At 66.8% G+C, this 24,704-nt stretch carries 27 protein-coding genes; 9 read left to right on the forward strand and 18 right to left on the reverse strand.

What is annotated here, in order from left to right:
• Nucleotides 1–2 precede the first annotated feature (2 nt).
• On the reverse strand, nt 3–1,127 hold the full coding sequence (locus D6M19_RS04640) for a zinc-dependent alcohol dehydrogenase (RefSeq protein ID WP_123023980.1): 1,125 nt from the start codon (nt 1,125–1,127) through the stop codon (nt 3–5).
• Between the two features lie 105 nt (nt 1,128–1,232).
• Here D6M19_RS04640 and D6M19_RS04645 point away from each other — a divergent pair, with 105 nt between their 5' ends.
• Nucleotides 1,233–2,126, forward strand: coding sequence for a substrate-binding domain-containing protein (locus tag D6M19_RS04645; protein ID WP_234834694.1), 894 nt, complete (start codon nt 1,233–1,235; stop codon nt 2,124–2,126).
• Nucleotides 2,127–2,246: 120 nt separating this feature from the next.
• On the opposite strand, the gene D6M19_RS04650 is transcribed toward D6M19_RS04645, so the two are convergent.
• Together D6M19_RS04650 and D6M19_RS04655 are read right to left on the reverse strand one after the other, a co-directional pair.
• A complete protein-coding gene (locus tag D6M19_RS04650) occupies nt 2,247–3,506 on the reverse strand; it encodes an NAD(P)/FAD-dependent oxidoreductase (protein ID WP_407665296.1) in 1,260 nt (419 codons plus the stop codon).
• Complete coding sequence (locus tag D6M19_RS04655; protein ID WP_123023983.1) at nt 3,503–3,823, reverse strand: 2Fe-2S iron-sulfur cluster-binding protein; 321 nt, start codon at nt 3,821–3,823, stop codon at nt 3,503–3,505. The genes D6M19_RS04650 and D6M19_RS04655 overlap by 4 nt, the downstream gene beginning before the upstream one ends.
• 138 nt (nt 3,824–3,961) lie before the next feature.
• Between D6M19_RS04655 and D6M19_RS04660 the strand changes: the two genes are divergently transcribed.
• The gene (locus D6M19_RS04660) at nt 3,962–4,417 is read left to right on the forward strand and encodes an RpiB/LacA/LacB family sugar-phosphate isomerase (RefSeq protein WP_123023984.1); all 456 of its coding nucleotides are present in this window, start codon (nt 3,962–3,964) and stop codon (nt 4,415–4,417) included.
• Nucleotides 4,405–5,163 (forward strand): 2,3-bisphosphoglycerate-dependent phosphoglycerate mutase, encoded by a 759-nt coding sequence (locus D6M19_RS04665; protein WP_206428457.1) that lies wholly within the window; start codon nt 4,405–4,407, stop codon nt 5,161–5,163. The genes D6M19_RS04660 and D6M19_RS04665 overlap by 13 nt, the downstream gene beginning before the upstream one ends.
• Here D6M19_RS04665 and D6M19_RS04670 read toward each other — a convergent pair.
• The 7 genes from D6M19_RS04670 to pcaH are packed head-to-tail and all read right to left on the reverse strand — an operon-like array spanning nt 5,074 to nt 11,568.
• Nucleotides 5,074–6,573 carry an MFS transporter gene (locus D6M19_RS04670; RefSeq protein ID WP_268812298.1) on the reverse strand — a complete coding sequence of 500 codons (1,500 nt, stop codon included), beginning with the start codon at nt 6,571–6,573 and terminating at the stop codon, nt 5,074–5,076. The two genes, D6M19_RS04665 and D6M19_RS04670, sit on opposite strands and share 90 nt — an antisense overlap.
• Nucleotides 6,574–6,614: 41 nt before the next feature.
• On the reverse strand, nt 6,615–7,259 hold the full coding sequence (locus tag D6M19_RS04675; RefSeq protein WP_123023987.1) for a 3-oxoacid CoA-transferase subunit B: 645 nt from the start codon (nt 7,257–7,259) through the stop codon (nt 6,615–6,617).
• The gene (locus D6M19_RS04680) at nt 7,256–7,924 is read right to left on the reverse strand and encodes a 3-oxoacid CoA-transferase subunit A (protein ID WP_123023988.1); all 669 of its coding nucleotides are present in this window, start codon (nt 7,922–7,924) and stop codon (nt 7,256–7,258) included. The genes D6M19_RS04675 and D6M19_RS04680 overlap by 4 nt, the downstream gene beginning before the upstream one ends.
• A complete protein-coding gene (pcaDC, locus tag D6M19_RS04685) occupies nt 7,921–9,069 on the reverse strand; it encodes a bifunctional 3-oxoadipate enol-lactonase/4-carboxymuconolactone decarboxylase PcaDC (protein WP_123023989.1) in 1,149 nt (382 codons plus the stop codon). The genes D6M19_RS04680 and pcaDC overlap by 4 nt, the downstream gene beginning before the upstream one ends.
• Nucleotides 9,066–10,268 carry a lyase family protein gene (locus D6M19_RS04690; protein WP_123023990.1) on the reverse strand — a complete coding sequence of 401 codons (1,203 nt, stop codon included), beginning with the start codon at nt 10,266–10,268 and terminating at the stop codon, nt 9,066–9,068. Before D6M19_RS04690 ends, pcaDC begins: the two co-directional genes overlap by 4 nt.
• Entirely contained in the window at nt 10,265–10,822 is a 558-nt protein-coding gene (pcaG, locus tag D6M19_RS04695; RefSeq protein WP_123023991.1) for a protocatechuate 3,4-dioxygenase subunit alpha, read from the reverse strand. The genes D6M19_RS04690 and pcaG overlap by 4 nt, the downstream gene beginning before the upstream one ends.
• Nucleotides 10,822–11,568 carry a protocatechuate 3,4-dioxygenase subunit beta gene (gene pcaH, locus D6M19_RS04700; protein WP_123023992.1) on the reverse strand — a complete coding sequence of 249 codons (747 nt, stop codon included), beginning with the start codon at nt 11,566–11,568 and terminating at the stop codon, nt 10,822–10,824. The genes pcaG and pcaH overlap by 1 nt, the downstream gene beginning before the upstream one ends.
• Before the next feature lie 70 nt (nt 11,569–11,638).
• On the opposite strand from pcaH, the gene D6M19_RS04705 reads away from it, so the two are divergent.
• Together D6M19_RS04705 and D6M19_RS04710 are read left to right on the forward strand one after the other, a co-directional pair.
• The gene (locus tag D6M19_RS04705) at nt 11,639–12,388 is read left to right on the forward strand and encodes an IclR family transcriptional regulator (RefSeq protein WP_123023993.1); all 750 of its coding nucleotides are present in this window, start codon (nt 11,639–11,641) and stop codon (nt 12,386–12,388) included.
• A gap of 78 nt (nt 12,389–12,466) precedes the next feature.
• Nucleotides 12,467–12,718 carry a hypothetical protein gene (locus D6M19_RS04710; RefSeq protein WP_123023994.1) on the forward strand — a complete coding sequence of 84 codons (252 nt, stop codon included), beginning with the start codon at nt 12,467–12,469 and terminating at the stop codon, nt 12,716–12,718.
• Between the two features lie 30 nt (nt 12,719–12,748).
• Here the strand turns inward: D6M19_RS04710 and D6M19_RS04715 are convergent, their stop codons facing one another.
• Genes D6M19_RS04715 through D6M19_RS04725 form a run of 3 tightly spaced genes read right to left on the reverse strand, consistent with a single transcriptional unit; the run spans nt 12,749 to nt 14,830 of the window.
• Complete coding sequence (locus tag D6M19_RS04715; protein ID WP_123023995.1) at nt 12,749–13,570, reverse strand: ABC transporter permease; 822 nt, start codon at nt 13,568–13,570, stop codon at nt 12,749–12,751.
• Entirely contained in the window at nt 13,560–14,378 is an 819-nt protein-coding gene (locus D6M19_RS04720) for an ATP-binding cassette domain-containing protein (protein ID WP_123023996.1), read from the reverse strand. The genes D6M19_RS04715 and D6M19_RS04720 overlap by 11 nt, the downstream gene beginning before the upstream one ends.
• Nucleotides 14,375–14,830, reverse strand: a complete 456-nt coding sequence (locus D6M19_RS04725; protein ID WP_123023997.1) for a MarR family winged helix-turn-helix transcriptional regulator — start codon at nt 14,828–14,830, stop codon at nt 14,375–14,377. Before D6M19_RS04725 ends, D6M19_RS04720 begins: the two co-directional genes overlap by 4 nt.
• Nucleotides 14,831–14,924: 94 nt before the next feature.
• On the opposite strand from D6M19_RS04725, the gene D6M19_RS04730 reads away from it, so the two are divergent.
• Entirely contained in the window at nt 14,925–15,689 is a 765-nt protein-coding gene (locus D6M19_RS04730; RefSeq protein WP_123023998.1) for a sulfite exporter TauE/SafE family protein, read from the forward strand.
• Here the strand turns inward: D6M19_RS04730 and D6M19_RS04735 are convergent.
• Together D6M19_RS04735 and D6M19_RS04740 are read right to left on the reverse strand one after the other, a co-directional pair.
• Nucleotides 15,686–16,753 (reverse strand): phosphotransferase family protein, encoded by a 1,068-nt coding sequence (locus D6M19_RS04735; protein WP_123023999.1) that lies wholly within the window; start codon nt 16,751–16,753, stop codon nt 15,686–15,688. The two genes, D6M19_RS04730 and D6M19_RS04735, sit on opposite strands and share 4 nt — an antisense overlap.
• A 12-nt stretch (nt 16,754–16,765) precedes the next feature.
• Complete coding sequence (locus D6M19_RS04740) at nt 16,766–17,590, reverse strand: class I SAM-dependent methyltransferase (protein ID WP_123024000.1); 825 nt, start codon at nt 17,588–17,590, stop codon at nt 16,766–16,768.
• A gap of 358 nt (nt 17,591–17,948) precedes the next feature.
• Between D6M19_RS04740 and D6M19_RS04745 the strand changes: the two genes are divergently transcribed.
• On the forward strand, nt 17,949–18,623 hold the full coding sequence (locus tag D6M19_RS04745; protein ID WP_123024001.1) for a winged helix-turn-helix transcriptional regulator: 675 nt from the start codon (nt 17,949–17,951) through the stop codon (nt 18,621–18,623).
• A 1-nt stretch (nt 18,624) separates the two neighbouring features.
• On the opposite strand, the gene D6M19_RS04750 is transcribed toward D6M19_RS04745, so the two are convergent.
• From D6M19_RS04750 to D6M19_RS04760, 3 genes are read right to left on the reverse strand one after another with little or no spacing between them, the layout of a single operon-like run.
• Nucleotides 18,625–19,977, reverse strand: a complete 1,353-nt coding sequence (locus D6M19_RS04750; RefSeq protein ID WP_123024002.1) for a neutral zinc metallopeptidase — start codon at nt 19,975–19,977, stop codon at nt 18,625–18,627.
• A 58-nt stretch (nt 19,978–20,035) separates the two neighbouring features.
• Nucleotides 20,036–21,772, reverse strand: coding sequence for a ubiquinone-dependent pyruvate dehydrogenase (gene poxB / locus D6M19_RS04755; protein ID WP_123024003.1), 1,737 nt, complete (start codon nt 21,770–21,772; stop codon nt 20,036–20,038).
• 20 nt (nt 21,773–21,792) lie between these two features.
• Complete coding sequence (locus D6M19_RS04760; RefSeq protein WP_123024004.1) at nt 21,793–22,560, reverse strand: SDR family NAD(P)-dependent oxidoreductase; 768 nt, start codon at nt 22,558–22,560, stop codon at nt 21,793–21,795.
• A gap of 98 nt (nt 22,561–22,658) precedes the next feature.
• Between D6M19_RS04760 and D6M19_RS04765 the strand changes: the two genes are divergently transcribed.
• Nucleotides 22,659–24,203, forward strand: a complete 1,545-nt coding sequence (locus tag D6M19_RS04765; protein WP_123024005.1) for a molybdopterin-dependent oxidoreductase — start codon at nt 22,659–22,661, stop codon at nt 24,201–24,203.
• Nucleotides 24,204–24,312: 109 nt separating this feature from the next.
• Nucleotides 24,313–24,687, forward strand: a complete 375-nt coding sequence (locus D6M19_RS04770; RefSeq protein WP_234834695.1) for a GatB/YqeY domain-containing protein — start codon at nt 24,313–24,315, stop codon at nt 24,685–24,687.
• Nucleotides 24,688–24,704 lie beyond the last annotated feature (17 nt).

Below are 24,704 nucleotides of genomic sequence, written 5' to 3' on the forward strand. Positions count from 1 at the left end.
CGTCAGGAGTCCTTTCCCAGCCATGGCATCAGGGAGATGTGAATGACATCGGCGTCCTCGGTGTCACCGGCAAGCGCACGGATCGCGCGGTCGACCTGGTCAAGACCGAACTTGTGCGTGGAGAGCCGCTCCAGTGGAAACCGGCCGGACGCAAGCTGCGCCAGCGCAAGCTCGCACGCGCGGTAGCTGTGCCCGCGGGCACTCTTGATCGTGATCGCCTTCTCGGTGAGCCGCTTGATCGGGAAGTCGGGGAACGCGGCCAGCTCGCCTTGAATCAGCAGCGTGCCCTCGCGGCGCTTGAGCACGTCGATGCCGAGCAGCACCGGCCCGACACCCGCCCGCGACGTGCAGTCGAGCACGAAGTCCACTCCCCTGCCGCCGGTGTGGTCCATGACCTGTTCATACGGGCTGACCTGGTCGATTTCGATCGCCTCGTCCGCACCGAGGTCGAGCGCAAGCTCGAGGCGCGCCTTGTCTTTGGCGGTGCCGCTGACGAGGATCTTCGACGCCCCCGCCTGCTTGCACGCCACGACCTGGGACAGGCCCTGCTGCCCGGGCCCCTGGATCAAAACGGTGTCGGCGTAGCCGACGCCCGCGGCGATCAGCGCCCACTCGATGCCGTTCGACAGCGGGGTGACCAGCCCCGCGAGCTCAGCGGTGACGCCGTCGGGCACCTTGTGCAACACCGCGTTCCACGGCAGGTACATGTACTCGGAGAAGCCACCCCACAGCGTGCCGAAGTTCTCCGCCGACGTGTATCCGTACCGCCGCGCGTCGGGGTTGGTGCGCCAGTCGGTGGCCTCGCAGTGCCGGTATTCGCCGATACGACACCATTCGCAGTTGTAGCAACCGACGTAGTGTTCGACGAAGACGCGGTCGCCCTCGGTGACGCCGTGCAGCTGCTTGAATCTCTCACCCGCGACGGCGACGGTGCCGACGTTCTCGTGCCCCATGATCACCGGGTCCCCGAACGGCGGCGTGGCATACATCTTGACGTCGGTCCCACAGATGCCGGCCACCTCGACCTTCAGCAGCGCTGCGTCATCTGACAGCTCCGGCATGTCGAGCTCGCGGAGCTCGGTGGTGCTTGGCGCCGTCCGGACAGCGGCGAGGACACGGTCGACCATCGATCACCTCAAATGTTATGGCATTATGGTCATGCCAATGTACCATCGCCGTGTCCGGGGCCACCAGAGGCGGGAGGCGAAATGTCCGATCACGCACTTACAACGATGACTCGAACGCAGGGTGCCAACCAAGCCCTCAAGGACGGCACTGTGACGCCCGCGGGTTACTCGCTGCAGTTCGCCGAAATTCCGGTGCTCGTCAAGGGGTTTCGCAGAATGGTGCGCGACCTGGAGTTCGACGTCAGCGAGATGGCGCTCACCACGTATCTGACCGCGCGCGAGCACGGTGTCGCGTTCACAGCCCTGCCGGTCTTTCTCGTGCGCGGATTTCACCACGGCGCGATCCGCTACAACGTGCGCTCGTCGATCCGCGAGCCGAAGGACCTGGAGGGCAGGCGGGTCGGCGTGAACCGCGGATACACCGTCACCACCGGGGTCTGGGCACGCGGGATCCTCGCGTCCGAGTACGGCGTCGACCTGGAGAAGGTGACGTGGGTGCTCTCGGGCGACGAACACGTCGCGTCGTACGTGCCGCCGGTAAACGTCGAGCCCGCAGGCCAGGGCGCCGATCTCGGCGAGATGCTGATCCGTGGTGAGATCGACGCGGTCGTCGGCGTCGACGTGGACCACCCCGACGTCGCCCCACTGATCCCCGACCCAGAACAGGCGGCGGTCGCCGCGCTGCGAGAACGTTCCTTCTATCCGATCAACCATCTGGTCGTGGTGAAAGACAGCGTCCTGCAGCAGTATCCAGACGCCGGCTCGGCGTTGTTCAATGCGTTCAACGATGCCAAACAACTTTATGTGTCGCGGCTGCGCGACGGTGACGCGTCCACCGACATCGATCGGATGTACGCGAGGGTGTTGCAGACGACCGGCACCGATCCCCTTCCCTACGGCGTCGAGCCGAACCGGCCGATGCTCGAGACGCTGATGGAGTTCGCGTTTGCGCAGCGGATCTTGACCAAGCCGGTCGCCATCGATGAGGTATTCGCCTAAGCCGCAGCTGTCACAGCGATCGACGTTTTGCGGACAAAGTTCGAGACAAACTGTGAACAACGTCGATTGATGTGTCGCGAGTGGTCGGTGTGAACTCCACACGCATGCACATCCAGCCGCCTAGGCCCCGACCGGCTGGGGCACGATCAGCCGCTTCAGTGCCACCGCGCTGTCGGCGGCAGCTTCGGCCGAGATCGTCGAGCCTTGCGTCAGCGCCTTGCGAACCGCCATGTAGTCGCCGGGCGCATTGACGGCGTCCACGGCCAGCAGTGCGCCGTCGCGGTAGTACAGCACGGAGAACGACTCGCCGCCGATGTCACCCCGCACCACGTAGTGGTCGTGTCCGGTTGAAAGGCCGGCAATCTGGAGCTTGAGGTTGTACTGGTCAGACCAGAACCACGGCACGGCGTCGTTGGGCTCGCTTCTTCCCGCCAGTGTCGCGGCGGCTGTCTTGGCCTGGCTGATGGCGTTCTGCACCGATTCCAACCGAACCAGCCCGTGGCCGGTGAGCGGATTGGGCTGCACGGTGCAGTCGCCCGCGGCCACCACGGACGGGTTGCTGGTCCGTGCGAAGCGGTCGACCACGATGCCGTTGTCGTAATCCAGGTGCAGCTGCCTGGCCAGCTTGCTTCGCGGCACCACCCCGATGCCAACGATCACCAGATCAGCGGAAACCCATGTGCCGTCGGACAGCTCGACGGCCTGCACCCGGTCGCCCTCTCCCGCCAACCGCGTCACCCGCGTACCCAGCCGGACGTCGACGCCGCGACGGGTGTGGGCGGCACGGTAGAAGTCCGATACCACCGGCGCCACCGCGCGGCCGATCAAGCGGTCGACGGCTTCGACGACCGTCACCGACTTACCCTGCGCGCGAGCGACTGCGGCGGCTTCGAGGCCGATGAACCCGCCGCCGATCACCACGACAGACTCCGCGTCGGACTGCAGTTCGCGCAGCACGGTCGCGTCGTCGGCCGTACGCAGGTACGTCACGCCTGCCAGCTCGGCACCTGGCGCGTCGAGGCGACGCGGGCGCGCGCCGACGGTCAGCGCCAGCCTGTCGAAATTCAGCACGTTGCCGCTGCGGGTGCGCGCCGAACCGGACGGCCCACCGTCGTCGAGCTCGATGGTCTCGATCCGTTCGGCCGTCACGAGCGAAATATCATTGCCTGCAAGAAATTCCGGAGCACGAAGCCATAGCTGCTCGAGTTCGGTGCTGCCCTGAAGGTAGGCCTTGGACAGCGGCGGCCGCTGGTATGGAGCGTGGGGCTCCTCGCCGATCAACGTGACCGGGCCGGTCTCACCCGCATCGCGCAGCGAGACCGCCAGCTGCAGGCCTGCCTGGCTGGCGCCGACGATCAACGTCCCGGCGTCCACCGTCACTGCTCCTCGGGGATGTGCACCGTGAGCCCATCGCGGTCGTCGGTCACCTGGATCTGACAGGACAGCCTGCTGGTCTCGCGACGGTCAGCGACCCCGAGGTCGAGAAGATCGTCCTCCATGTCCCCCGCCCCCCCGACCTCGGCGGCGTAGTCGTCGGCGACGTAGACATGGCAGGTGGCGCAGCTGCAGTTGCCGCCGCACTCGCCGATGATGCCGGGGATACCGTTGCGCACGGCGACCGCCATGACGGATTCGCCGACGTTGGCGTCGACGACGCGTTGGCCACCGTCGAGGGTGATGAAGACGACCTTCGGCATGTGGGACTCCCGGAAATTGATGGTCTTACCATTCTACCTTAACCGAGTCGGCCGCCCCGCTCAAGAGGTCCGTCCGCGGCTCTATGGTGTTACCATAAGGCCACTATTGCCCCGTTGGCGAGTCATAGGAACCTCCAAATGCGCATAGCGATCGCAGCCGACCACAACGCCGTTTCGATGAAGCGCCGCCTGTCGGCGTGGCTGGCCGAGCGGGGTCACCATATCGACGACCGCGGCGTTCACGATGCGGGTGAGGTCGCCGACTACCCGACGCTGTGTGCAGACATCGGCCACCGGGTGGTCGACCGCGAGGACGACTTCGGCGTCATCCTCGGCGGCAGCGGCTGCGGAGAGCAGATCGCGGCCAACAAAGTCAGGGGCGTGCGGGCGACGTTGTGCCACTGCGTGTTCACCGCTGAGATCGCACGCGCGCACAACGACGCCAACGTCCTGGTGATGGGGGCCAAGGTGGTCGCGCCCGACCTTGCCGAGCGGATTCTCACGGTATGGCTGGGTACCGGGTTCAAGGGCGGCCGCCATCAACTGCGGGTCGATCAGATCAGCGCCATCGAACGCGGCGAATCGCCGGCATGACCCGGGTCCTGCTCCTGCTCCGGCACGGCGAAAGCACGGCCAACGCCGACGATGTGTTCGGCGGCTGGCTCGACTACCCGCTGACCAACCGCGGTCGCGACCAGGCCGCTGCCGCGGGCAGGGTGATCCGCAATGCCGGCCTGACACCGGCCGCGCTGCACACATCGCTGCTCACGCGCGCCATCGACACGGCGAAGATCGCCGTGGCCGAGGCTCATTCGCACGGATTCACCGCACGGCGCAGCTGGCGGCTCAACGAGCGCCACTACGGCGCACTGCAGGGCCGCACCCGCTCGGCGGTGCGCAAGGAGTTCGGTGCCGAGTTGTTCGGCGAATGGCGTCGCTCCTATCACCTCGCCCCGCCTGCCGTCGGCCCAGGCGATCCCATGCATCCGCGCCACGATGCCCGTTATGCCGAGCTGCCCCCGAATGATCTGCCCGCATCCGAGTCGCTGGCGGCCGTGCGTAGACGTCTCATGCCGTACTGGCAGGATGCGATCGCCGCCGACCTTGTCCGGCGGCGAATCACCCTCGTTGTCGCGCACGGCAACTCGCTTCGGGCGTTGTGCATGATCCTCGACGGCCTGACCCCGGAGCGGGTACGCACGCTGGACATCCCCACCGGGGTGCCCCTGCGCTACGACCTCGACGACGCGCTAACGCCGGTTGTGCCCGGCGGTGTCTACCTCGATCCTGCCGGTGCGAACGCCGGTATCGCCGAGGTCGCCGCCAAGGGTGGTCGCTGACTCGTCCTCACCGAACAGATGCGCGACGCGAGCCGTCGACCGGCGTGCCCACCCGGTTGTCGTGACGGCTCCGACGCCCGCCACCGCCAATCCCAGTCCTGCGATCAGGAAGAGTGCCGGGCGGCTGGCGAGCACGAAGCCGTCGGCCAGCGAGCCCGAAATGTGCGAGTTCAGAATCGATCCCACGATCGCGACGCCGAGGCTGGTGCCGATTTGTCGACTGGCCGTGGCGACCGCGGCGGCCACCCCCGCATGGCTGCGCGGCATTCCCGACACCGTGGTGTTGGTGATCGGCGCATTGACCACGCCCTGCCCGATACCGAAGGCGATGTAGCACACCAGCACGTACACCAGCGCCGTGCCTGCGTCGATCCGCACCGCCATCAGTGCGGCGAGGCAGATCATGGCGCCCGCCAGCAGCAACGACGGCCGTGGGCCACGGGTACCGACGACACGACCGGAGATCGGGGACCACAGCAGCACCATCAGGCCGAGCGGAAGCGTGCACAAGCCGGCTGCCATCGGCGAAAGACCGCGAACCATCTGGAGATAAAGCGTGTTGAGAAACAGGAAACCGGCAAACGACGCGAACGAACAGATCGCGATCAGGACGGCACCGCAGAACGGCACGCTGCAGAAGAATCGGAGCTCGATCAGCGGATCGGTACGTCGCGGCTCGTAGATCAACAGCACGGCCAGCGCCGCGGCGGCGAGCGCGAACAACGAAAGCGTTTGCGCGGAAAGCCATCCCGCGTGCGGCGCCTCGATGACGGCGTAGACGCAGCTGGCCAGCAACGCCACCATGGCCAGCTGACCGACCGGGTCGATGCGACGGGGACGCGGCGAGCGCGACTCCGGCACGAACGCACCGGCGGCGACCACGGCGACGATGACGATCGGCACATTGACCCAGAAGATGGACCGCCACCCGACGAGTTCGACAAGAACACCACCGACCAACGGCCCCAGCCCGATGCCGAGGCCGGACACCCCGCCCCAGACACCGATCGCGCGCGCCCGGTCCCGCGGTTCGGTGAAGACGTTGGTGATGATCGACATCGCGACGGGGTTGAGCATGGAGCCGCCGAACGCCTGGATCATCCGGAACGCGATCAGCCATCCCACCGACGGCGCGACGCTGCACAGCAGCGACCCGCAGCCGAACAGCACGAGGCCGGTCTGGAAGGTGCGGCGCCGCCCGATCCGGTCGGCTGTTGACCCCGACAACAGCAGGAAGCTGGCCAGCACGACGATGTAGGCGTCAATCGTCCACTGCAGAGCGGAGATCGGCGCGCCGAAGGCCTGCCCGATCGACGGCAGGGCCACGTTGACGACCGTGGTGTCCATGCTCACGATGAACAGGCTCATGCAGCAGACACCGAGAACGAGAAAGCGCCTGCGAGTCGCCACGAAGGCGACGTTAGCCCGCTAGCGACCTAATTGCCATACCATCATGCCAATTCGATGGGCACCCGCGATCGCAGCTCGCTCATGGTGATGCCGAACGTGTCACGAACCGTTACGACGCCCTCGGCCGGATCGATGTCGAAGATCGCGTGGTGGGTGTAAACCCGGCTCACGCAGCGGAGGCCGGTCAGCGGGCACGTGCACTCCGGCACGAGTTTGGCGGTGCCGTCCTTGGTGAACAGGCTCATCATCACGTAGACGTTCTTGGCGCCGATGGCCAGATCCATCGCGCCGCCGACCGCGGGAATCGCGTCGGGAGCACCGGTGTGCCAGTTGGCCAGGTCCCCAGATCTGCTCACTTGGAACGCGCCGAGCACACAGACGTCCAGATGGCCGCCGCGCATCATGGCGAACGAATCCGCGTGGTGAAAGTAGGACGCTCCCGGCAATTCAGTGACCGGGATCTTGCCTGCGTTGATCAGGTCCTCGTCGACATCGGTGCCAGTCGCCGCCGCGCCCATTCCGAGCATGCCGTTCTCCGTGTGCAGCACCACCTCGGCTTCGGGCTTCAGGTGATCGGCGACCAGGGTCGGTTGGCCGATGCCGAGGTTGACGTACGAGCCTGCAGGGATGTCGCGCGCGATGACGGCGGCGAGCTCGTCACGGTCCAGCGGGGTGTCGATGGTCATCCGTTCACCTCCAGAATGCGGTCGACATAGATGCCGGGTGTCACGACTACTTCGGGATCGATGTCGCCGAGGTCGACGACGCGCGACACCTCGGCGACGGTGAGCGCGGCGGCGGTCGCCATCACCGGGCCGAAGTTGCGGGCGGTCTTGCGGTACACCAGGTTTCCCGCCCGATCCCCCAGGTAGGCTCCGATCAGCGCGACATCGCCGCGAATCGGGTACTCCAGCACGTAGTCACGGCCGTCGATGGTGCGCAGCTCCTTGCCCTCGGCGAGCGGCGTCCCGACACCGGTCGGGCAGAAGAACGCCCCGATGCCCGCACCCGCGGCGCGCATGCGTTCGGCGAGGTTGCCCTGCGGCACCACCTCAAGGTCGATCTCGCCGGCGCGGTAGAGCCCGTCGAACACGTGCGAATCCGATTGGCGCGGAAACGAACAGATAACCTTGCGCACCCGGCCTGCGCCCAGCAGCGCGGCCAGCCCGGTGTCGCCGTTGCCCGCGTTGTTGCTCACGATCGTCAAGTCGGTGGCGCCCTGCTCGATCAGCGCGTCGATCAGATGGATGGGCATGCCCGCCATGCCGAATCCGCCGACCAACACCGTGGCCCCGTCCCCGATCCCGGCGACGGCCGCAGCGGCCGATTCGCAGATGGCTGTGCGGCTCACTGGTCAGCCTCGTTCGCGTCGTAGTCGGCGAGCACCTCGTTGGCGATGCGGAAGGCCGTATTGGCATCGGGTACGCCGCAGTAAATCGCGGTCTGCAACAGCAGCTCCTTGATCTCCTCGTTGGACAACCCGTTGCGGCGGGCTGCCCGCAGATGCATCGCCAGCTCCTCATGATGGCCGCGCGCCACCAGCGCGGTCAGCGTGATCAGCGACCGGCTGCGGCGATCCAGCCCCGGCCGCGTCCAGATGGAGCCCCAGGCGTATTTCGTGATGAAGTCCTGGAAATCGGCGGTTAATTCGGTGGTGGCGGCGACGGCACGGTCCACATGGACGTCGCCGAGCACCTCGCGTCGCACCGCCATACCCGCGGAGTACGCGTCGGGTTGCACGTGTCCGCCGATCAGCTCGGCGACGCGGGGCGGCGCCTCGACGGGGGCCAGGTGCGCGACGCCGCCGAGCACCACCAGCCTGCCGTCCTTGACCTCGGAGGCAATCCTGGCCAGCCCCTCCTGCGGCGTCGCGATGTCCTCGGCGCCCGCGATCGCCAGCACCGGCGTGGTGATCTCGGTCAGCCGCTCGGTGACGTCGAACCCGGCAAGCGCGTCGCAGGCCTGCGCGTAGGACTCGTCGTCGACGTCACGCAACGCATCCAGAAGTGCGGAGGCCTCGTCGGGTCGGCGGTCGGTGAACCTTGTGCCGAACCACCGCTTCGCGGCGAGATCGACCACGGCGCCGGTGCCGGACTCCCGCACCGTCGCTGCCCGCGTCGCCCAGTCCTGTGCCGTGCCGATGACGGCGCCTGTGCACAGCAGCGTCGCCGACTTCACCCGGCCGGGCGCGTCGAGCAGCAGCTGCAGCCCGACCGCCCCGCCGATTGAATCGCCCGCGTAGTGAAACGCGACTCCTGGCGCGATCTCATCGGCCAGCGCCAGCACGGCCGCGGCCAACTCGGCCATTCCGAACGCTTCGGACGCGGGCGAGCGGCCGTGCCCTGGCAGGTCCCAGCCGACCACGTGGACGCGCCGTGCGAGGCGTTCCGCTGCGGCCGACCACAGCGCTTGCGCCGACGTGCCGACCGACGGGCCGACGAGCAGGAGTTCCCCGTCACCGCCGAAGTCGGTGCCGACGATCCGTGGAATGCTCACGTCGTCTCCTCGAGGTGGTGGCGCGCGCGTTGCAGGACGGCTCGCACGATCTCCTCCGTCGCGCCAAGGTACTCCGAACGCGGTGCAAGCCCGGTCAATTCGGTCATCGCTTTTTGCTCGCCCCGTAGGTCTCCCGCGGCGGCCATGTTGGCCGCGGCCCTCTCGACGTCGATTCGCAATCCGGTCAGCAGGTCGGTGGTCTGTGCTGCTGCCACGACCGTACGCCGCGCCAGGGTGCGCAGGGTGGCCCATTCGGCCTGCCACCCACCGTCGGAGCGCTCGTCGACGCTGGCCGCCGACGCCGTGTGCAGGGCCGCACCAAGCGCGGGGGCGGTCATCGCGGCCCGGCGGATCAGCACGGACAACACCGGGTTGCTCTTGTGTGGCATGGTCGACGATCCACCGCCGCGGCCTTCCGACAGCTCACCGATTTCGGGCCTGCTTGCAGTCGCGACGTCGGTCGCGATGTGCGCGAAGGCATCACAGCACCCGACGAGCGCGTCGCCCGCGCGGGTGATCACCGACCGGGTCGTGTGCCACGGCAGCGCGGGCGCGAGATCCAGTGCGCAGGCCAGCGCATCCGACACGGCCAGCGCGTCGACGGGCGATCCGGTCAATTCGGTTGTCGCGGCCAGGGTTCCAGCCGCACCGCCGGCCTGGGCAGGCAATGCCGGCAGGGCATCGAGCGTGTCGGCGGCGTCGAGAACACCGGAGAGCCAGTTCCCGATCTTCACCCCGATCGTGCTTGGCAGCGCGGGCTGCGTCAACGTGCGGGCCGTCATCGCGCTGCTGTGGTGTGTTTCTGCGAGGCCCGTCAGCGTGCGGACCTGCGCGGACAACTCACCGCGAAGCCGAGTCAGCGCGTCACGAAGACACAGGATCAGCGCGGTGTCGACTACGTCCTGGCTGGTGAGTCCGCGGTGCAACCACGTGGCCGCCTCGCCGCCCGCGCGGCCGCGCAACAGCGCGACCAATGCCTTCACGGGGCTGCCGTCAGCTTCGGCCGCTTCCGCGAGTTGCTCGACGTCGACGGACGACACCATCGCCGCGAAGTCCATCCGTGCGGACGGGGGCGCAACCCCGACATCGACCAGCGCACCGACCCAGGCGCTTTCGACGCCTGCCATCGCTGCGAGAAACGCAGCGTCGCTCAGCAGATCACCTGCGCGATGATCGCCGGGCCAGAACAGATCCGTCATGGACGGTGCCCCGGAAAGCGAAGGAACACGGTCTCGCGGTCGCCCTGCAGCCGGATGTCGAACCGCAGGCCCAGCTCGTCGGCCTCGGCGATCAGCGTGTCTCGCCGCTCGTCGTCCAGCGCGGCGAGCAGCGGGTCGGAGGCCGGCTGCACCCCCGGCAGGTACGCACGCGTGAACAGCCGGTTCAACAGGCCACGCGCGAACACCGTCACGGCAAAAAACGGTGCCGAACCAGCCTGCGACACACCAGGTTCGACTGTTGTGAAGCTGTATCGTCCTTCGCGGTCAGTGCTGGCGCGGCCCCATCCAGTGAAGGTCCAGCCGTCACGATGAAGCGAGCCGGTCGCGGTCGGAATGGCCCCTTCGGCGTCTGCCTGCCAGATCTCGAGCAAGGCATCGGGCACGGCGACACCCGCCCCGTCGGTCACAGTGCCGTGCAGTCGAACGGCGCCCGGCGAGCCGGGAGGCACGAGCTCGCTGTCGCGATCGAACGGCAGCGCGTAGCCGAAGAACGGGCCGATGGTCTGACCGGGGGTCGGTGTCAGCGTGCTCATCAAGACTCCATCGGGGTTTCGCGACCGCCGGTGAGCACGATGTCCCACCGATAACCGGTGGCCCACTCGTGGGTGGTCAGGTCGTGGTCGTAGGCGGCGACCAGCCGGTCGCGGGCCTTCTGGTCGGTGATCGACTGGTAGATCGGATCGAACGCGAACAGCGGATCACCCGGAAAGTACATCTGCGTGATCATCCGCTGCGTGAAATCCGTTCCGAACAGCGAGAAGTGAATGTGCGCGGGCCGCCAGGCGTTGTGATGGTTGCGCCACGGGTAGGGCCCTGGCTTGATCGTGGTGAAGCGGTAGGTGCCGTCGTCGTCGGTCAGGCAGCGCCCGGCCCCGGTGAAGTTCGGATCGAGCGGTGCTGGATGCTGATCGCGCTTGTGCGTGTACCGCCCACCGGCGTTGGCCTGCCAGATCTCGACGAGCTGGCGGCGCACGGGGCGGCCGTGCCCGTCAGTGATGCGACCGGTGACCACCATGCGCTCGCCGATCGGAGTCCCGCCGTGGGCGATCGTCAGATCCGACTCGAGTGGGTCGACGTCACGCTCACCGAAACACGGCGCGCCGAGTTCGACCGCCTCGGGGTCGGCGTGGTGCAGGACCTTGGTGGGATGGCGCAGCAGGCTGCTGCGGTAGGGCGGGTAGTCCAGCCGCGGCTGGGTCTCCTCGAGTCCCGCGCGGTGATAGTCGTCCTCGATGCGTTTGATCTCGGCACTGATGTCGTGCTGCGTCACCGTCGTCATGAGCGGACCGTACCTCTGCCCGCAGGCCGCAGTGGAGACACGTCTTCCACTGAGTGGAAGAATAGCGCGAATGGCAGGAAATACCTCGACGCCGGGGGCCACCGTCGCGTCCCGGCTACTGGCGGTGATCGGGGCCTTCGACGAACGGCATCGATGCCTCACGCTGTCGCAGCTCGCGCGCCGCGCGGACATCCCTTTGCCGACCGCGCACCGATTGGTCGGCGACCTCGTCGACGGCGGCGCCCTGCACCGACAGGAGGACGGCCGGTACGTCATCGGCAGGCTGGTATGGGAAGCGGGCCTGCTCGCGCCGGTACAGGGCAGGCTGCGCCAGGTCGCCGAGCCGTTCCTGCACGACGTGTACGCGGCGACGATGGCCACCGTGCACCTTGCGGTCCGCGACGGCGACGAGGTCCTCTACCTGCACCGGATGCAGGGCCGCATATCGGTCCCGATCGTCAGCACGGTCGGCTCGCGGCTGCCGATGCACTGCACCGGTGTCGGCAAAGTGCTTCTGGCACATGCGCCGTCGGATGTCATCGAGCGCGTGCTCACCCGGCTGACGCGGATCACCCCGTACACGATCACCCGGCCGGACATCTTGGGAACCCAGTTGAACCGCATCCGCCGCGACGGCGTGGCGACCACGAGCGAGGAGATGTCGCTGGGCGCATGCTCGTTGGCCGTGCCGGTGGTGCAGGCGTCGGACGGCAGTGTCGTTTCCGCGATCGGTGTGGTGGTCGCGACGCTCAAACGCGACCGTCAGCGGCTACTGGGCGCACTCCAGGTTGCCGCGCGGGGCATCGGCCGGCTGCTCTGACCCGAAGTCGCCACTCACGCCGGCGGGATGTGCTCTAATTTACGTTCAGGTAAACGCTTGGGGAGGAAGCGAACAGCAATGACGCAATCACGGGGTGAAGCCGAGGTCGGCAGCGCGGGTCGGAAGGTCGCGGTTGACACAGCGGTGCGGGTCTATCCGAGGACTCCCAACGAGACCCATGGAGTTGTCATCGAGGACTTCGGGTCCTTATCCGGCCACGCGGTGGACATCGGCAACCACCATATTGCCGATGCGGCTCGCAGGTGGGCTGTGCAACTCGCCGACGGCAACTTGGTATTCGTCGACGATGCAGACGTAGCTCCGTACTGACTCTTCGTGAGTCGATACCCGCTCTGACCTCTAGCGCACCAGCCGCCGCATCAGTGAGGACGCCATCGCGATGCCCGCGACGGCGGCGGCTACCAGCACCGCGACGTCGAGCACCGGATTCGTCGGGGTGCCGATGAGCAGCCCGCGCAACGCATTGACCTCGTAGCTGAGCGGGTTGACCGCCGACAGCCAGCGCAACCAAACCGGCATGACGTCGACCGGATACAGCGCATTGGAAGCGAAGAACAGCGGCATCGTGATGGCCTGCCCGATGCCCATCATGCGGTCGCGGTTGCGCACCAGACCCGCCAACGTCATCGACAGGCAGGCGAAGAACGCCGACCCCAGCACCACAATGCCCATCGCACCGAGGATTTTCAGGGGGTTGACGGTCAGGTGCACTCCGAGCAGATACGCCAGCGCGACCACGCCGATCACCTGCACCACCGAGCGCACACCAGCCGCGAATGCCTTCCCTGTGACCACCGCCGATGCAGGGGCAGGCGTCACCAGCAACTTCGCCAGGATCCCCGCGTCGCGGTCCCAGATGATCTGGATCCCGTAAAAGATCGAGATGAACAAGGCGGACTGCGCGATGATCCCCGGCGCCAGGAACGCGAGATACGGAACGCCCCCGGTGTCGATGACATGCAGCCGCGTGAACGTCTGCCCGAAGATCAACAGCCAGAGTGCGGGCTGCACCATGCGCGTGAACAGCTCGGTGCGGTCGTGACGCAACTTCTGCAGCTCGACGAGTGCGAAGGCGCCGACGCGGACGGCCGACCCGCGGAGCCGACGCCAGCCGCGCGGCGCACGAACGAGCCGTGACTCGGGGCGAGATTCAACTGACACGGCGCGCCGTCCTTCTGGTGGAGCGCATCGTCCGGAAGCTGGCTTGAGAGCTGTCCTCGGCCAAATCGGTTCCGGCGTAATGCCGGAACACGTCCTCCAGGCTCGCGTCGGGCGAGACTTTGCGCTTCAACTCCGCCGGCGACCCAACGGCCTGCAATCGGCCATGGTGCATGAGCGCGACGCGATCACACAGTGCATCGGCCTCCTGCATGTAGTGGGTCGTGAGCAGCACCGTCATGCCGAAGTCCTGCTGCATGCGCTGAACCTGAGCCCAGACGCTGTCGCGCGCAATGGGGTCCAGGCCAACGGTCGGCTCGTCGAGGATCAACAGAGACGGTCGGTTGACGAGCGCCTGAGCCAGCTCGAGCCGCCGTACCATCCCACCGGAGTACGTACCCGCGACCTCATCGGCGACATCGGCGAGCTGCATCGCATCGAGAGCCTCCCCGACCCGATGACCGCGTTCGGAGCGCGGTACGTCGTAGAGCCGCGCGAACAGCTCGACGTTCTGCCTGCCCGTCAACGCGGACTCAATCGAAAGCTGTTGGGGCACATAGCCGATGTTGCGGCGGATATCCATTGTCTGGCGCCGCGAGTCCAGACCGAAGATCTTCACCTCGCCGCGCTGGACGGGAGTCAGCGTGGTCAGCACGCGTACGACGGTCGTCTTGCCCGCACCGTTGGGCCCGAGCAACCCCACTGTCTCACCTGGCCGGACAGCCAGGCTGACGTCGTCGACGGCCGTGAAGTCGCCGTAGCGGTGGACAAGGTGGCGGCAGTCGATTGCGAGCACCTCAGAATCGGTCACGTTTGGGTCCCCTCTTGCAGCTTTCGCGTCATGTCAGCGAGTACCCGCAGGCCTTGCCTCAAGTGCTCGGCTTGCTCGGCGTCGAGTTCGTCGACGACTACGCCAAGCGCGGCCCTGCGCGCGGCCCGCGACTCGTCGGCAATGCGTTGAGCGGGCCTGGTCAGCCTCAGCCGGCCGACCCGCCTGTCGTCAGCGTCGACCGACCGAATCAGCAGGCCGTCGGCCGCGAGCTTGGAGACCAGCGTCGAGGCGGTGTTGGGCACGAGTCCGAGTTCGGCCGCCGCCTGGCGTACCGAGATTCCGGGCTGCCTGCCGACCAGCCGAAGCAGTTCGGCCTGCGACTGGGTGAGGCCGGTGGCGTCGAAGCCTCGCCGGGTCGAGCGGCGCAGCTGACGTCGGAACCGTCCGACCACGTCGAACAGCTCGCCGGTGAGGTCCGCACGCGTCTCCACAACAACCAGGATACCTCTGCTTCAGAGGTATTATCCTCCGCGCGCACGCCCCGCCTCGCGCCCACGAACGTCGGCCAGGCACCATTACCCCGCGATGACTTGGTCCGACGCCGCCTTCCTTCTTGCAGCCGGTGTCATCGGAGGGCTGACCGGCAGCATCGCCGGTTTGGCGTCGATCGCCACCTACCCGGCCCTTCTGCTGGTGGGTCTACCGCCGGTCACCGCGAACGTGACGAACACGGTGGCGATGGTGTTCAACGCGATCGGCTCTGTGTGGGGCTCCCGGCCCGAGCTGACGGGCCTGGGTCCCTGGCTCAAGCGGATCCTTCCGGTCGCCGCGGTCGCAGGCGCGATAGGTGCCGCGTTGCTGTTGTCCACACCGGCGGAGGGCTTCGAGAAGATCGTGCCGATCCTGCTCGGCGGCGCGTCGTTGGCGATCGCGATCCCCCGTAGAGGCAACGCCGCCGCCAGGGTCTCGAGCCACCGGAGGCACACCGCAACGATTCTGCTCGAGTCAGCGGCGATCTTCCTGATCTGTATCTACGGTGGGTACTTCGGCGCCGCAGCGGGCGTGTTGTTGATCGCGCTGCTGCTCCATGTCGGCCATGCCACGCTGGCGCACGCCAACGCCTCCAAGAACGTCATCTCCGGTGTCGCGAATACCGTTGCGGCCCTGATATTTTCGTTCTTCGCTCCGGTGCACTGGCCCGCCGTCTTCGCACTCGGGCTCGGCTGTCTGATCGGGTCGAGGTTGGGCCCCATCGTGGTGCGGCACGCGCCTGCCGGCCCACTGAAGGTCCTGATCAGCGCCGCGGGCCTGGCACTTGCGGTCAAGCTCGGGATCGACGCGTACAGCTAGCCCAGCGCAAAGGGGCTGTCGCCCTTGGCGACCCGGGTCCCCATGTCGATCAGGTTCTGGGCGTTGAAATGCAGCGCCTCGCCCGCGTCTCGGCTCGCCTTTCCCATCAGGTAGCGCGACCAGGTGCCTTCGATGACGACGCCGAGCTTGAAGCATGCCATCGCCGTGTACCAATCCAGTCGCGAAGTCTCGCGGCCGCCTGCGGCCCAGTACGCGTCGAGCAGTTCGCGCCGGGTCGCGAGCCCGCCGAGTGCGCCAAGCTGCGCACCCGCGGTGATGGCGTTGGTGTCCAGTGGCCAGCAGATCAGCATCCAGCCGAGATCGAGCAGCGGGTCGCCGATGGTGCACATCTCCCAATCGACGAACGCCGCCAGCTCCGGCCTGTCGCGCCGGAGCAGCACATTGCTCAGGTGCGGGTCGCCATGCAGGATTCCCGGCTCACCGTCGGGCGGACGGTTGGTTTGCAGCCACTCCGCGAGGTCGGCGACCGCAAGCGACTCAGGATCGTAGTGCTCGTGCCGATAGCTCTCGAGCAGCCGCTGAAACTGCGGAACCTGACGCTCGAGAAAGGATCCCGGCCGTTTTAGCTCTGCGAGCGGCTTGCCCTCCCATGCCACGTTGCCCAGCTGTGCCAGGCTCGCGGCATAGGACAGCCCCACGTCGTGCCGCATCCCGGCATCGCGGACGTACGCCTCGGACATGTCGCTGCCCGGGTTGAAGCCGTCGATCTCCTCCATCAGGTAGAAGACCACCCCGAGCACGTCGAGGTCCTCACAGCCGGCGATGAAGCCGGGGTGTGGAACGGTTGTGCCCGCCAGCGTGCGCAACGCCGCCATCTCACGCAGCATCGTCTTGTCACTGGTGGGCCGCGGATGAAGGGGCGGCCGCCGCAGCACCATCGGACGCCCGTCGACATGGACCCGCACCACGATGTTCTGGGTACCGCCGGTCAGCGGCTCGACGTCGGCGACGGTCGTGCCAAGGCCCTGCCGCCGCACCCAAACCTGCAGGGCGGCTTGGTCCGCCTCACTCAGTGTCGGCAGCAGATACGCGTCATCGGGCATGCAGACATCGTGTCAGGCCTTGCGCGCGGTCAGCAGCAGGTACTCCCACTTCATGGTGTCTTCGCCGTCGAAGAAACCGTCGCCGATCCGCGCGATGTCGGCGTCCAGCGCGGCGACCAGGTCCGCATCGCCCTCGATGTTGCGGTAGGCCGCAATCGTCGGCCCGTACACGTTCTTGAAGTAGTCCCGGAACTGCGCTCCGTCGGCAAAGCGGTCGACCGCCAGCGTGCGAGACACGGCTGTCACGTCGTTGACTCGATCCCCGAAGAGTGCGCGGACGTGGTCTTCGCGTCCCCACAGCGGCGGGGGCTGCGCACCCGGCGGCGGGGGTGGCATATAGGGCTTCATCGTTGCGAAGAGCTGACCGATGTGACCCTCCGGTGTCCAACTGAGCACACCGATCCGACCACCCGTCTTACAAACCCGGATCAACTCGTCGGCGGCGTGCTGATGGAAGGGCGCGAACATCACACCGATACACGACATGACGACGTCGAACTCGTTGTCGGCGAAGGGTAGTGCGTGAGCATCGGCTTCCCGCCACTGCAGTTCGACGCCTCGTTGCGCGGCACTGGCGGCTCCGGCCTGCAACAGCTCGGGGCACAGGTCGCTGGCGGTGACAGAGGCTCCGGCCTGTGCGGCACGGATGGCCGCGTTTCCGGTGCCGGCGGCAACGTCGAGCACCCGGTCCCCGGCACCGATGCCGAGGGCTTCGACCAGTACGGGACCAAGCGGGGCCACCAATTCGACGGCGAGTTTGGGGTAATCGCCCGTGGCCCACATGGCGCGATGCTTAGCGATCACCGCCTGATCGACTGTCGTTGTTTCGGCATTCATAGTGATCTCCTCGGGATCGACTTCTGTTCTGTGAATCGTGCGTCCAGTGGCGCGGGGTATCTAGTTACGGATCTGTACTTCGCCGGTCAGAAGGCAATGGCCAGGACGCAGCTCTCGATCTTGTGCTCGGTCCCGTTGCGGATGTCGGTACGGCGGATGTCGGTACGGCGGATGCCGACTCAATTTGATGTTCAAGGTGTCTCCTTTCGTTCGCGGTCCGTGCAATAAGCGTCGACCCGGCCTGCTTGGCTTGGTAGTCACAGATCTGAACTGGCCGTGATACTGAATCTGTACTAGTCAATTGCCGCGCCATACGATGTACCCATCACGTTTGCTACGCGCCGAAGGAGGTCGGGGCATGCCTGGTTATGGTCAGTTCTGTCCCGTCGCGAAGGCCATGGAATTGCTGGATGAGCGCTGGACGGTGCTCGTGGTCCGCGAGTTGCTTTCGGGCAGTACACACTTCAACGATCTGCGACGCGGAGTGCCGAAGATGTCGCCGGCGTTGCTGTCCAAGCGGTTGCAGACGCTTACTCGCGCCGGCGTCGTGAACCGCTCGGAAACCGATGGCCGCACATCGTATACGCTGACGCCCTGCGGCAAGGAACTCGTCGAGGTCGTCGAGGCGCTAGGCGCATGGAGTGTCCGCTGGATCGGCGAACTCGGCGATGGAGATCTCGATCCCCACCTGCTGATGTGGGACATCCGGCGGACCATTGCGATCGAGGCGTGGCCGCGGTCCCGCACCACCTTGGCGTTTCACCTCGACGGCGTTGCGCCCAAAGCTTCACGCTGGTGGCTGGTGGTGTCGGAAGGCCAGGCCGACGTCTGCGATTTTGATCCCGGTTTCGAAGTGGCGGGCTCGATTCAGACCAGCCTGCGCATTCTGACTCGCATTTGGCGTGGTGACCTCAGCTGGCAGCGCGCACTGGTCGACGAAGCCGTTACGGTGTCGGGTCCGTCAGAAGTGCGCCGCAGGATCCCGACGTGGCTCGGACAATCAACGTTGGCGACGGTGCCGCGCCCCGCGTGACCTAACCCTGGTATTGCAGGCAGGACTCGGCACCGTCCATCACGCCTTGGCGGAAGGCGCGCACCCGCGCGAAGCCGGCTCCCTGCCGCTCGGTGTCGCCGTCGCCGCGGAACACCAACAGCGCCTTGATTCCTTCGTCGAGGTCGCCCGGCGAGATGTGATAGGTGCTGGTGTCGGGGCGGTTGTAGATGATGACGCTCGCCGTGTACCCACCGGCGAGGCAGTCACCGCGCAGGGTCGACGTCTTCTCGTCGGACTCGTCACCAAGGCGCGTCAATGCCGCGAGCCCGTACTGCGTGGCCAGCAGCGTGGCGACGGCGTAATCGCCGCCCTGCCGGTACACCTCGGGCATCGCGGCGACGTTGTCCCATCCGACGTAATCATCTGGTACGCAATAGAACAGCGCAAAACCCTCCGCGGATTGATCGCCGCACATCGGCGGGTTGTCCGGGCTGTACGCCTCGATCCCGGCCACCGGTGGCCAGGCCTGGCCACCGGTCAGCTCCGGGTAGACATGGGTCCAGTAGTCCTCGAGGTCGTAGGGCACGCCGTTGACGATCGAGTCGTAGGGTGCGTCGCCACCTGCGGCCGCGTCCTCTTCGGAGCTGAACGGCAACTCGAGCACCATCGGTTCGTCGTCGCGGTAGTCCTTGCACCGGCTCAGCCCGTTGTCATAGCCGTCCTGGAAGGCGCCGACCCGGTCGAAGCCACTGCCGTGGGCGTTCGGGTCGATGTTGGACGTGCCGGGCGTATCGCGAAGATCGAGGATGCCTGCGAGTGCGGCGTCCAGATCGCCGCTCGTCACATCGAACACCCCACCGTCCTGTGCATGCTTAGACCAGGCGCCCGCGAAGCAGTCGGCCTGCAGTTCCTTGGTCACCGTGCGCGCCATGAAGTTGGAGCGCGCCTGTACCGCGTGCCCCCACTCGTGCGCCAACACGACCGGGATGACGAAATCGCCGTACTTGTCCTTCAATTCGGGAAGGAGGTTTTCGGCGTCCCATGCGACGACGTCCTCCGTCGAGCAGTAGAACGCGTTGCCTGCGACGTCGGCGGCATCGGTCGCGCAGGGCGGAAGCTCGCCCGAGGACGGAACTACAGCAAAGAAGCCGCCCGTGACCGGTTCGTAGTCGCCGTCGTAGACGTTGGAATATTGCTCCGACCAGTACTGCTGAAGGTCGGCGATCGCCTCGATGGCCAGCTTGTTCACCGGATCCGAGGCGTCCCCGACGATCTCGATGTCGCTGGTGTCGGACTTGGAGACGGCATTCTTTTCCGGCAGCTCCGGCTTCGGGCTGCTACAGGCCGCCAAGAGCAAAACCACGGCCATCGCCGACCACACTCGGATGCGCATGGGCAAACATTAGCGGCCAAGATCGGAATTGGCTCGAAAAGCGCACAGCGGGTTGCTGTCAGTCCAAGATCCGCCGGGCGACGTTCGTTGTGACGAGGTCGAGCAGTTCCTCACCCCGGCCGGCGAGGATCGTCCGGATGGCATATAGCGAGAATCCCTTGGCCTGCTCGACGGTGATCGCGGGCGGAATCGACAGCTCTTGGCGGGCGGTCACGACGTCGATCAGGGCGGGGCCGTCGTGAGCGAACGCATCGACGATCGCCTGCTCGAGCTCGGCGGGATGCTCGACGCGGCGGCCGAAGATGCCCATCGCGTTGGCGACGTCGGCGAAGTTGGGGTTGTGCAGATCGGTGCCGTAGTTGACGATCCCGGCCGCCTTCATCTCCAGCTCGACGAAGTTGAGCGATGAGTTGTTGAACACAATCACCTTGACCGGCAACCGATTCTGGGTCAACGTGATCAACTCGCCGAAGAGCATCGTCAGTCCGCCGTCGCCCGCCAGGGCGACCACCTGCCGGTCCCGATAGGCGGTCTGCGCCCCGATCGCATGCGGCAGCGCACAGGCCATGGTGCCGTGGTTGAACGAGCCGACGAGCCGACGACTGCCGTTCATGCCCACATAGCGGGCCGCCCACACCACGGGAGATCCGACGTCGACGGTGAACACCGCGTCGTCGGCGGCCAGCCGGTTCACAAGCCCGGCAACGTATTCGGGGCGGATCGGGGTGCGGTCGCGGTCGTTGACCGCCAGCTCGTCGAGCCGCTTGCGGGTCTTGCGGTAGTGGTTGAGCGACTTGTCGAGATGGTCGCGTTGCTGTTTCCGGCGCAGTAACGGCTGCAGGGCGGCCAATGTGTCGCGCACGCTGCCGACCAGGCCCAGTTCGACCGGCGTGCGGCGGCCCAGGTTTCGGCCGCGGATATCGACCTGAATGATCTTCGCGTTGTCGGGATAGAACTGCTGATATGGAAAGTCGGTGCCGAGCATGAGCAGGGCATCGGCTTCCTTGATGGCCTTGTAGCCGGAGGCGAAGCCGAGCAGACCGGTCATCCCGACGTCGTACGGGTTGTCGTATTCGATGAACTCCTTGCCGCGCAACGCATGCACGATGGGGGCGTTCAACGTCGCCGCCGCGGTGATCACCGCGTCATGGCTGCCCTCGACACCGGCACCCGCGAGGATCGTGACGGCCGAGGCGTCGTTGAGAATCGCCGCCGCCCGCTGCAGCGACTCGTCGTCGGGACGCACCACCGAACGAGCAGCGACGATCGGCCGACTCGTCCACGCGGAGTCGTCAGCGCGTTGCAGGAACACCTCACCGGGGATCACCACCACGGCGACGCCGCGCTCTTCGACGGCCGCGCGCATCGCCATCTCGAGGATCCGCGGCATCATCTCGGGCGTGCTGACGAGCTCGCAGTAGACGCTGCACTCCCGAAACAACTCCTGCGGATGGGTCTCCTGGAAATACTCGGAGCCGATCTCCGAGCGCGGGATGTGCGCTGCGATCGCCAGCACCGGCACACGGCTGCGTTGCGCGTCGAAGAGCCCGTTGATCAGGTGCAGGTTGCCGGGGCCGCAGCTGCCCGCGCAGACGGCGAGCTGTCCGCTCAGCGCGGCGTCGGCGGCCGCCGCGAAGGCGGCGGTCTCCTCGTGACGCACGTGCTCCCAGGAGATCTCGGAAGCCCGGCGGATCGCATCGGTGAAGCCATTGAGGCTGTCGCCGGGCAACCCGTAGACGCGGCGAACACCGCTGAGCGCGAGCGCGGAGATGACATGGTCGGCAACGGTCGCCACCCGGTCACCCTATGCGGCGATTACTTGGGTGCGAAGCGCTGGCCGGCGTCCAGTCGCAGGCACTGGCCGTTGAGCATCGCGTTCTCCACGATCGCGACCGCCAGCTTGGCGTACTCCTCTGGCTTGCCCAGCCGCTTGGGAAACGCGGCATCCTTGGTGAGAACCTCGGCGAACTCGTCGGGAATGCCTTCTGTCAAACCGGTGGCGAACAGGCTCGGCGCGATGGCCAGGACCCGGATCCCCATGCTGCCGAGATCGCGGGCCATGGTCAGGCACATGCCGGCGATGGCCGCCTTTGACGCCGTGTAGGCGACCTGTCCGATCTGCCCCTCGAACGCTGCGATCGATGCGGTGTTGATGATGACGCCACGCTCCTCGGCCTCATCGTCGACCGGATCGTTCTGGCTCATCTGCCAGGCCGCCAAGCGGCTGATGTTGAAGGTGCCGATGAGGTTGAGATCGACCGAGCGCCGGAATGAGTCGAGGCTGTGCGGACCCTTCTTGCTGATGGTGCGTTCACCGATGCCGCCGCCCGCAGTGGTGACCGCGATGTGCAATCCGCCAAGGGCCTCGACCGCCTGGCCAAGGACCTGCTCGGTGCCTTCGAAGTCGGTGACGTCCACCTCGTGGAATGTTCCGCCGAGGGCATCGGCGACTTCCTTGCCCTTCGACTGCGGCCGGTCCAGGATGGCCACACCGGCGCCACGCTGGGCCAACGCCTCGGCGGTTGCCTTGCCGAACCCCGACGCCCCGCCGACGATTACGGCCCTTTTCCCCGCGATCTCCATCTGGCTCCCTTTCCAAAAAGTGCTCAATTCGTAAAGCAACCTATCCGACGTCACTTATCGGTAAGCCTTTCGGGTAGCCGGATCGGTAGCTTGGCGGCATGGCGTCAAGCGGGTCACGGGCGATGGCAGGCATCGCGGCGGCCGCCATCGCGCTCGGCGTCACCCAGCTGGTGGCCGCGTTCGTGGGGCCACAATCCGATTCCCGCACGGCGATCGGGTCGTCGGTCATCGACCTCACCCCCGGTCCGGTGAAGGAATGGGCGATCACCACGTTCGGCACGGCCGACAAGCTGGTGCTGTCGGTGCTCGTGCTGGCCGTCATCGCCATCATCGCCGCGGTAGCCGGTTCGATGGAGAGGCCCCGCGTCCCGATCGGCAGCGCGGCGATCGTCGCCGCGGGGGTGGCCGGATGCGCGGCGGTGCTGTCCCGCGGCGGGCAGCTGCCCGTCGATATCGTGCCCACCGTCGTCGGCACCGTGTGCGGGGTCGTCGTGCTGCGCCTGCTGACGTCGGGACGATTCACCGACGGGCCTGCCGACCCCGACACATCCGATGAGCCCGACCACGGCAGGCGGCTGTCCCTGATAACGATGGGCCTGCTCACCGCAGGTGCGGTCAGCGGCGTTGTCGGCGTCGTGCTGTCGCGGGCGAGAACGTCGGTGGCCGGTGATCGCGACGCGTTCGCCCTGCCCGCGGTGGACGTCGCCGCACCGCCTATCCCGCCGACGGTGCAGCCCAAAGGCGTTGCGCTGCCGTCATTCGTCACAAGCAACGACGACTTCTACCGGATCGACACCGCGTTGACCGTGCCACAGCTGAGTCGCGCCGAGTGGCAACTGAAGATCCACGGCATGGTCGACCGTGAGATCACCTACCGGTTCGAGGATCTGGACCGGTTCGAGGTCGTCGAAAAGGTTGTGACGCTGACGTGTGTGTCCAATCCTGTTGGCGGAGATCTCATCTCGAATGCGAGCTGGACAGGCTATCGGGTCCGCGACCTGCTGGCCGACGCGGGTGTGCACGCCGACGCCGATATGGTTTTGTCCATGTCGAGCGACGGGTTCACGGCTGGGACTCCGGTCGAGGCCCTCACCGACGGCAGGGACGCGCTGCTGGCCGTCGGGATGAACGGCCAGCCGCTGCCCACCAACCACGGCTACCCCGCACGGCTCGTCGTCCCCGGCCTGTACGGGTATGTGTCGGCCACCAAATGGGTTGTCGACCTCGAACTCACGCGGTTCGACAAGGCCGAGGCGTACTGGACGCGGCTGGGCTGGTCCCCGCGCGGACCGATCAAGACCGAGTCCCGCATCGACGTGCCGAGCAGCGGCCAGGACGTCGCCCGTGGGCCGGTGACGTTCGGCGGGGTGGCGTGGGCGCAGAACCGTGGTGTGAAGGCAGTCGAGGTGCGCATCGACAGTCCGAATAAGCAGGGCACCTGGCAGCAGGCGCAGCTGGGTGCGGGCTACTCCAACGACGCATGGCGGTTGTGGAGCTTTCCCTGGCAGGCCGAAGAATCTGGCCTGCACACGATTTCGGTGCGAGCCACCGACAACACCGGCGCGACGCAGACCCAGCAGTGGGCCGACCCGGTGCCCGACGGGGCCTCCGGCTGGCACTCGGTCGACTTCGCCGTCAAGTAGCCGTCAAGTAGCCGTCTTGGTCCCCTTGCACCGCGAGCGTGCGCGTTTGCACACGACACGCCGGAAAACCAGGTGCAACTGTGCACGCTCGCGAGTACTTTGGCGGCCCGTGTCCCCCCTGCCCGCCGAGACCTGGCGCACACTTGTTCGCGCATCGCTGCTTGCTGCCCGCAAGAAGCGTGACTCGACGCGTGCCACCGCCCTGCGCTCTGTGCTGAGCGCCATCGACAACGCCGAGACCCCCGAAACCGTCGTCCCCCCGGGCCGGGCGAGCGGAGCGATCGCAGGCGCCGTCGCGGGCCTCGGCTCCACCGAGGTAACGCGTCGGGAACTGTCGGAAGAGCAGATCCGCGACCTCGTGCGGTCCGAGATCGCCGAGCGGCGCAGCGCCGCGGATCAGTTCACCGCGGGCGGCCACGCCGAACGGGCCGCCGCTCTTCGCGCCGAGATGGCTGTCCTCGCTGACCTGTTGGGAGATGTCTGACCCTCGTGCCAGGGTGA

The organism is Mycolicibacterium stellerae (assembly GCF_003719305.1).
Taxonomy (GTDB): domain Bacteria; phylum Actinomycetota; class Actinomycetes; order Mycobacteriales; family Mycobacteriaceae; genus Mycobacterium; species Mycobacterium stellerae.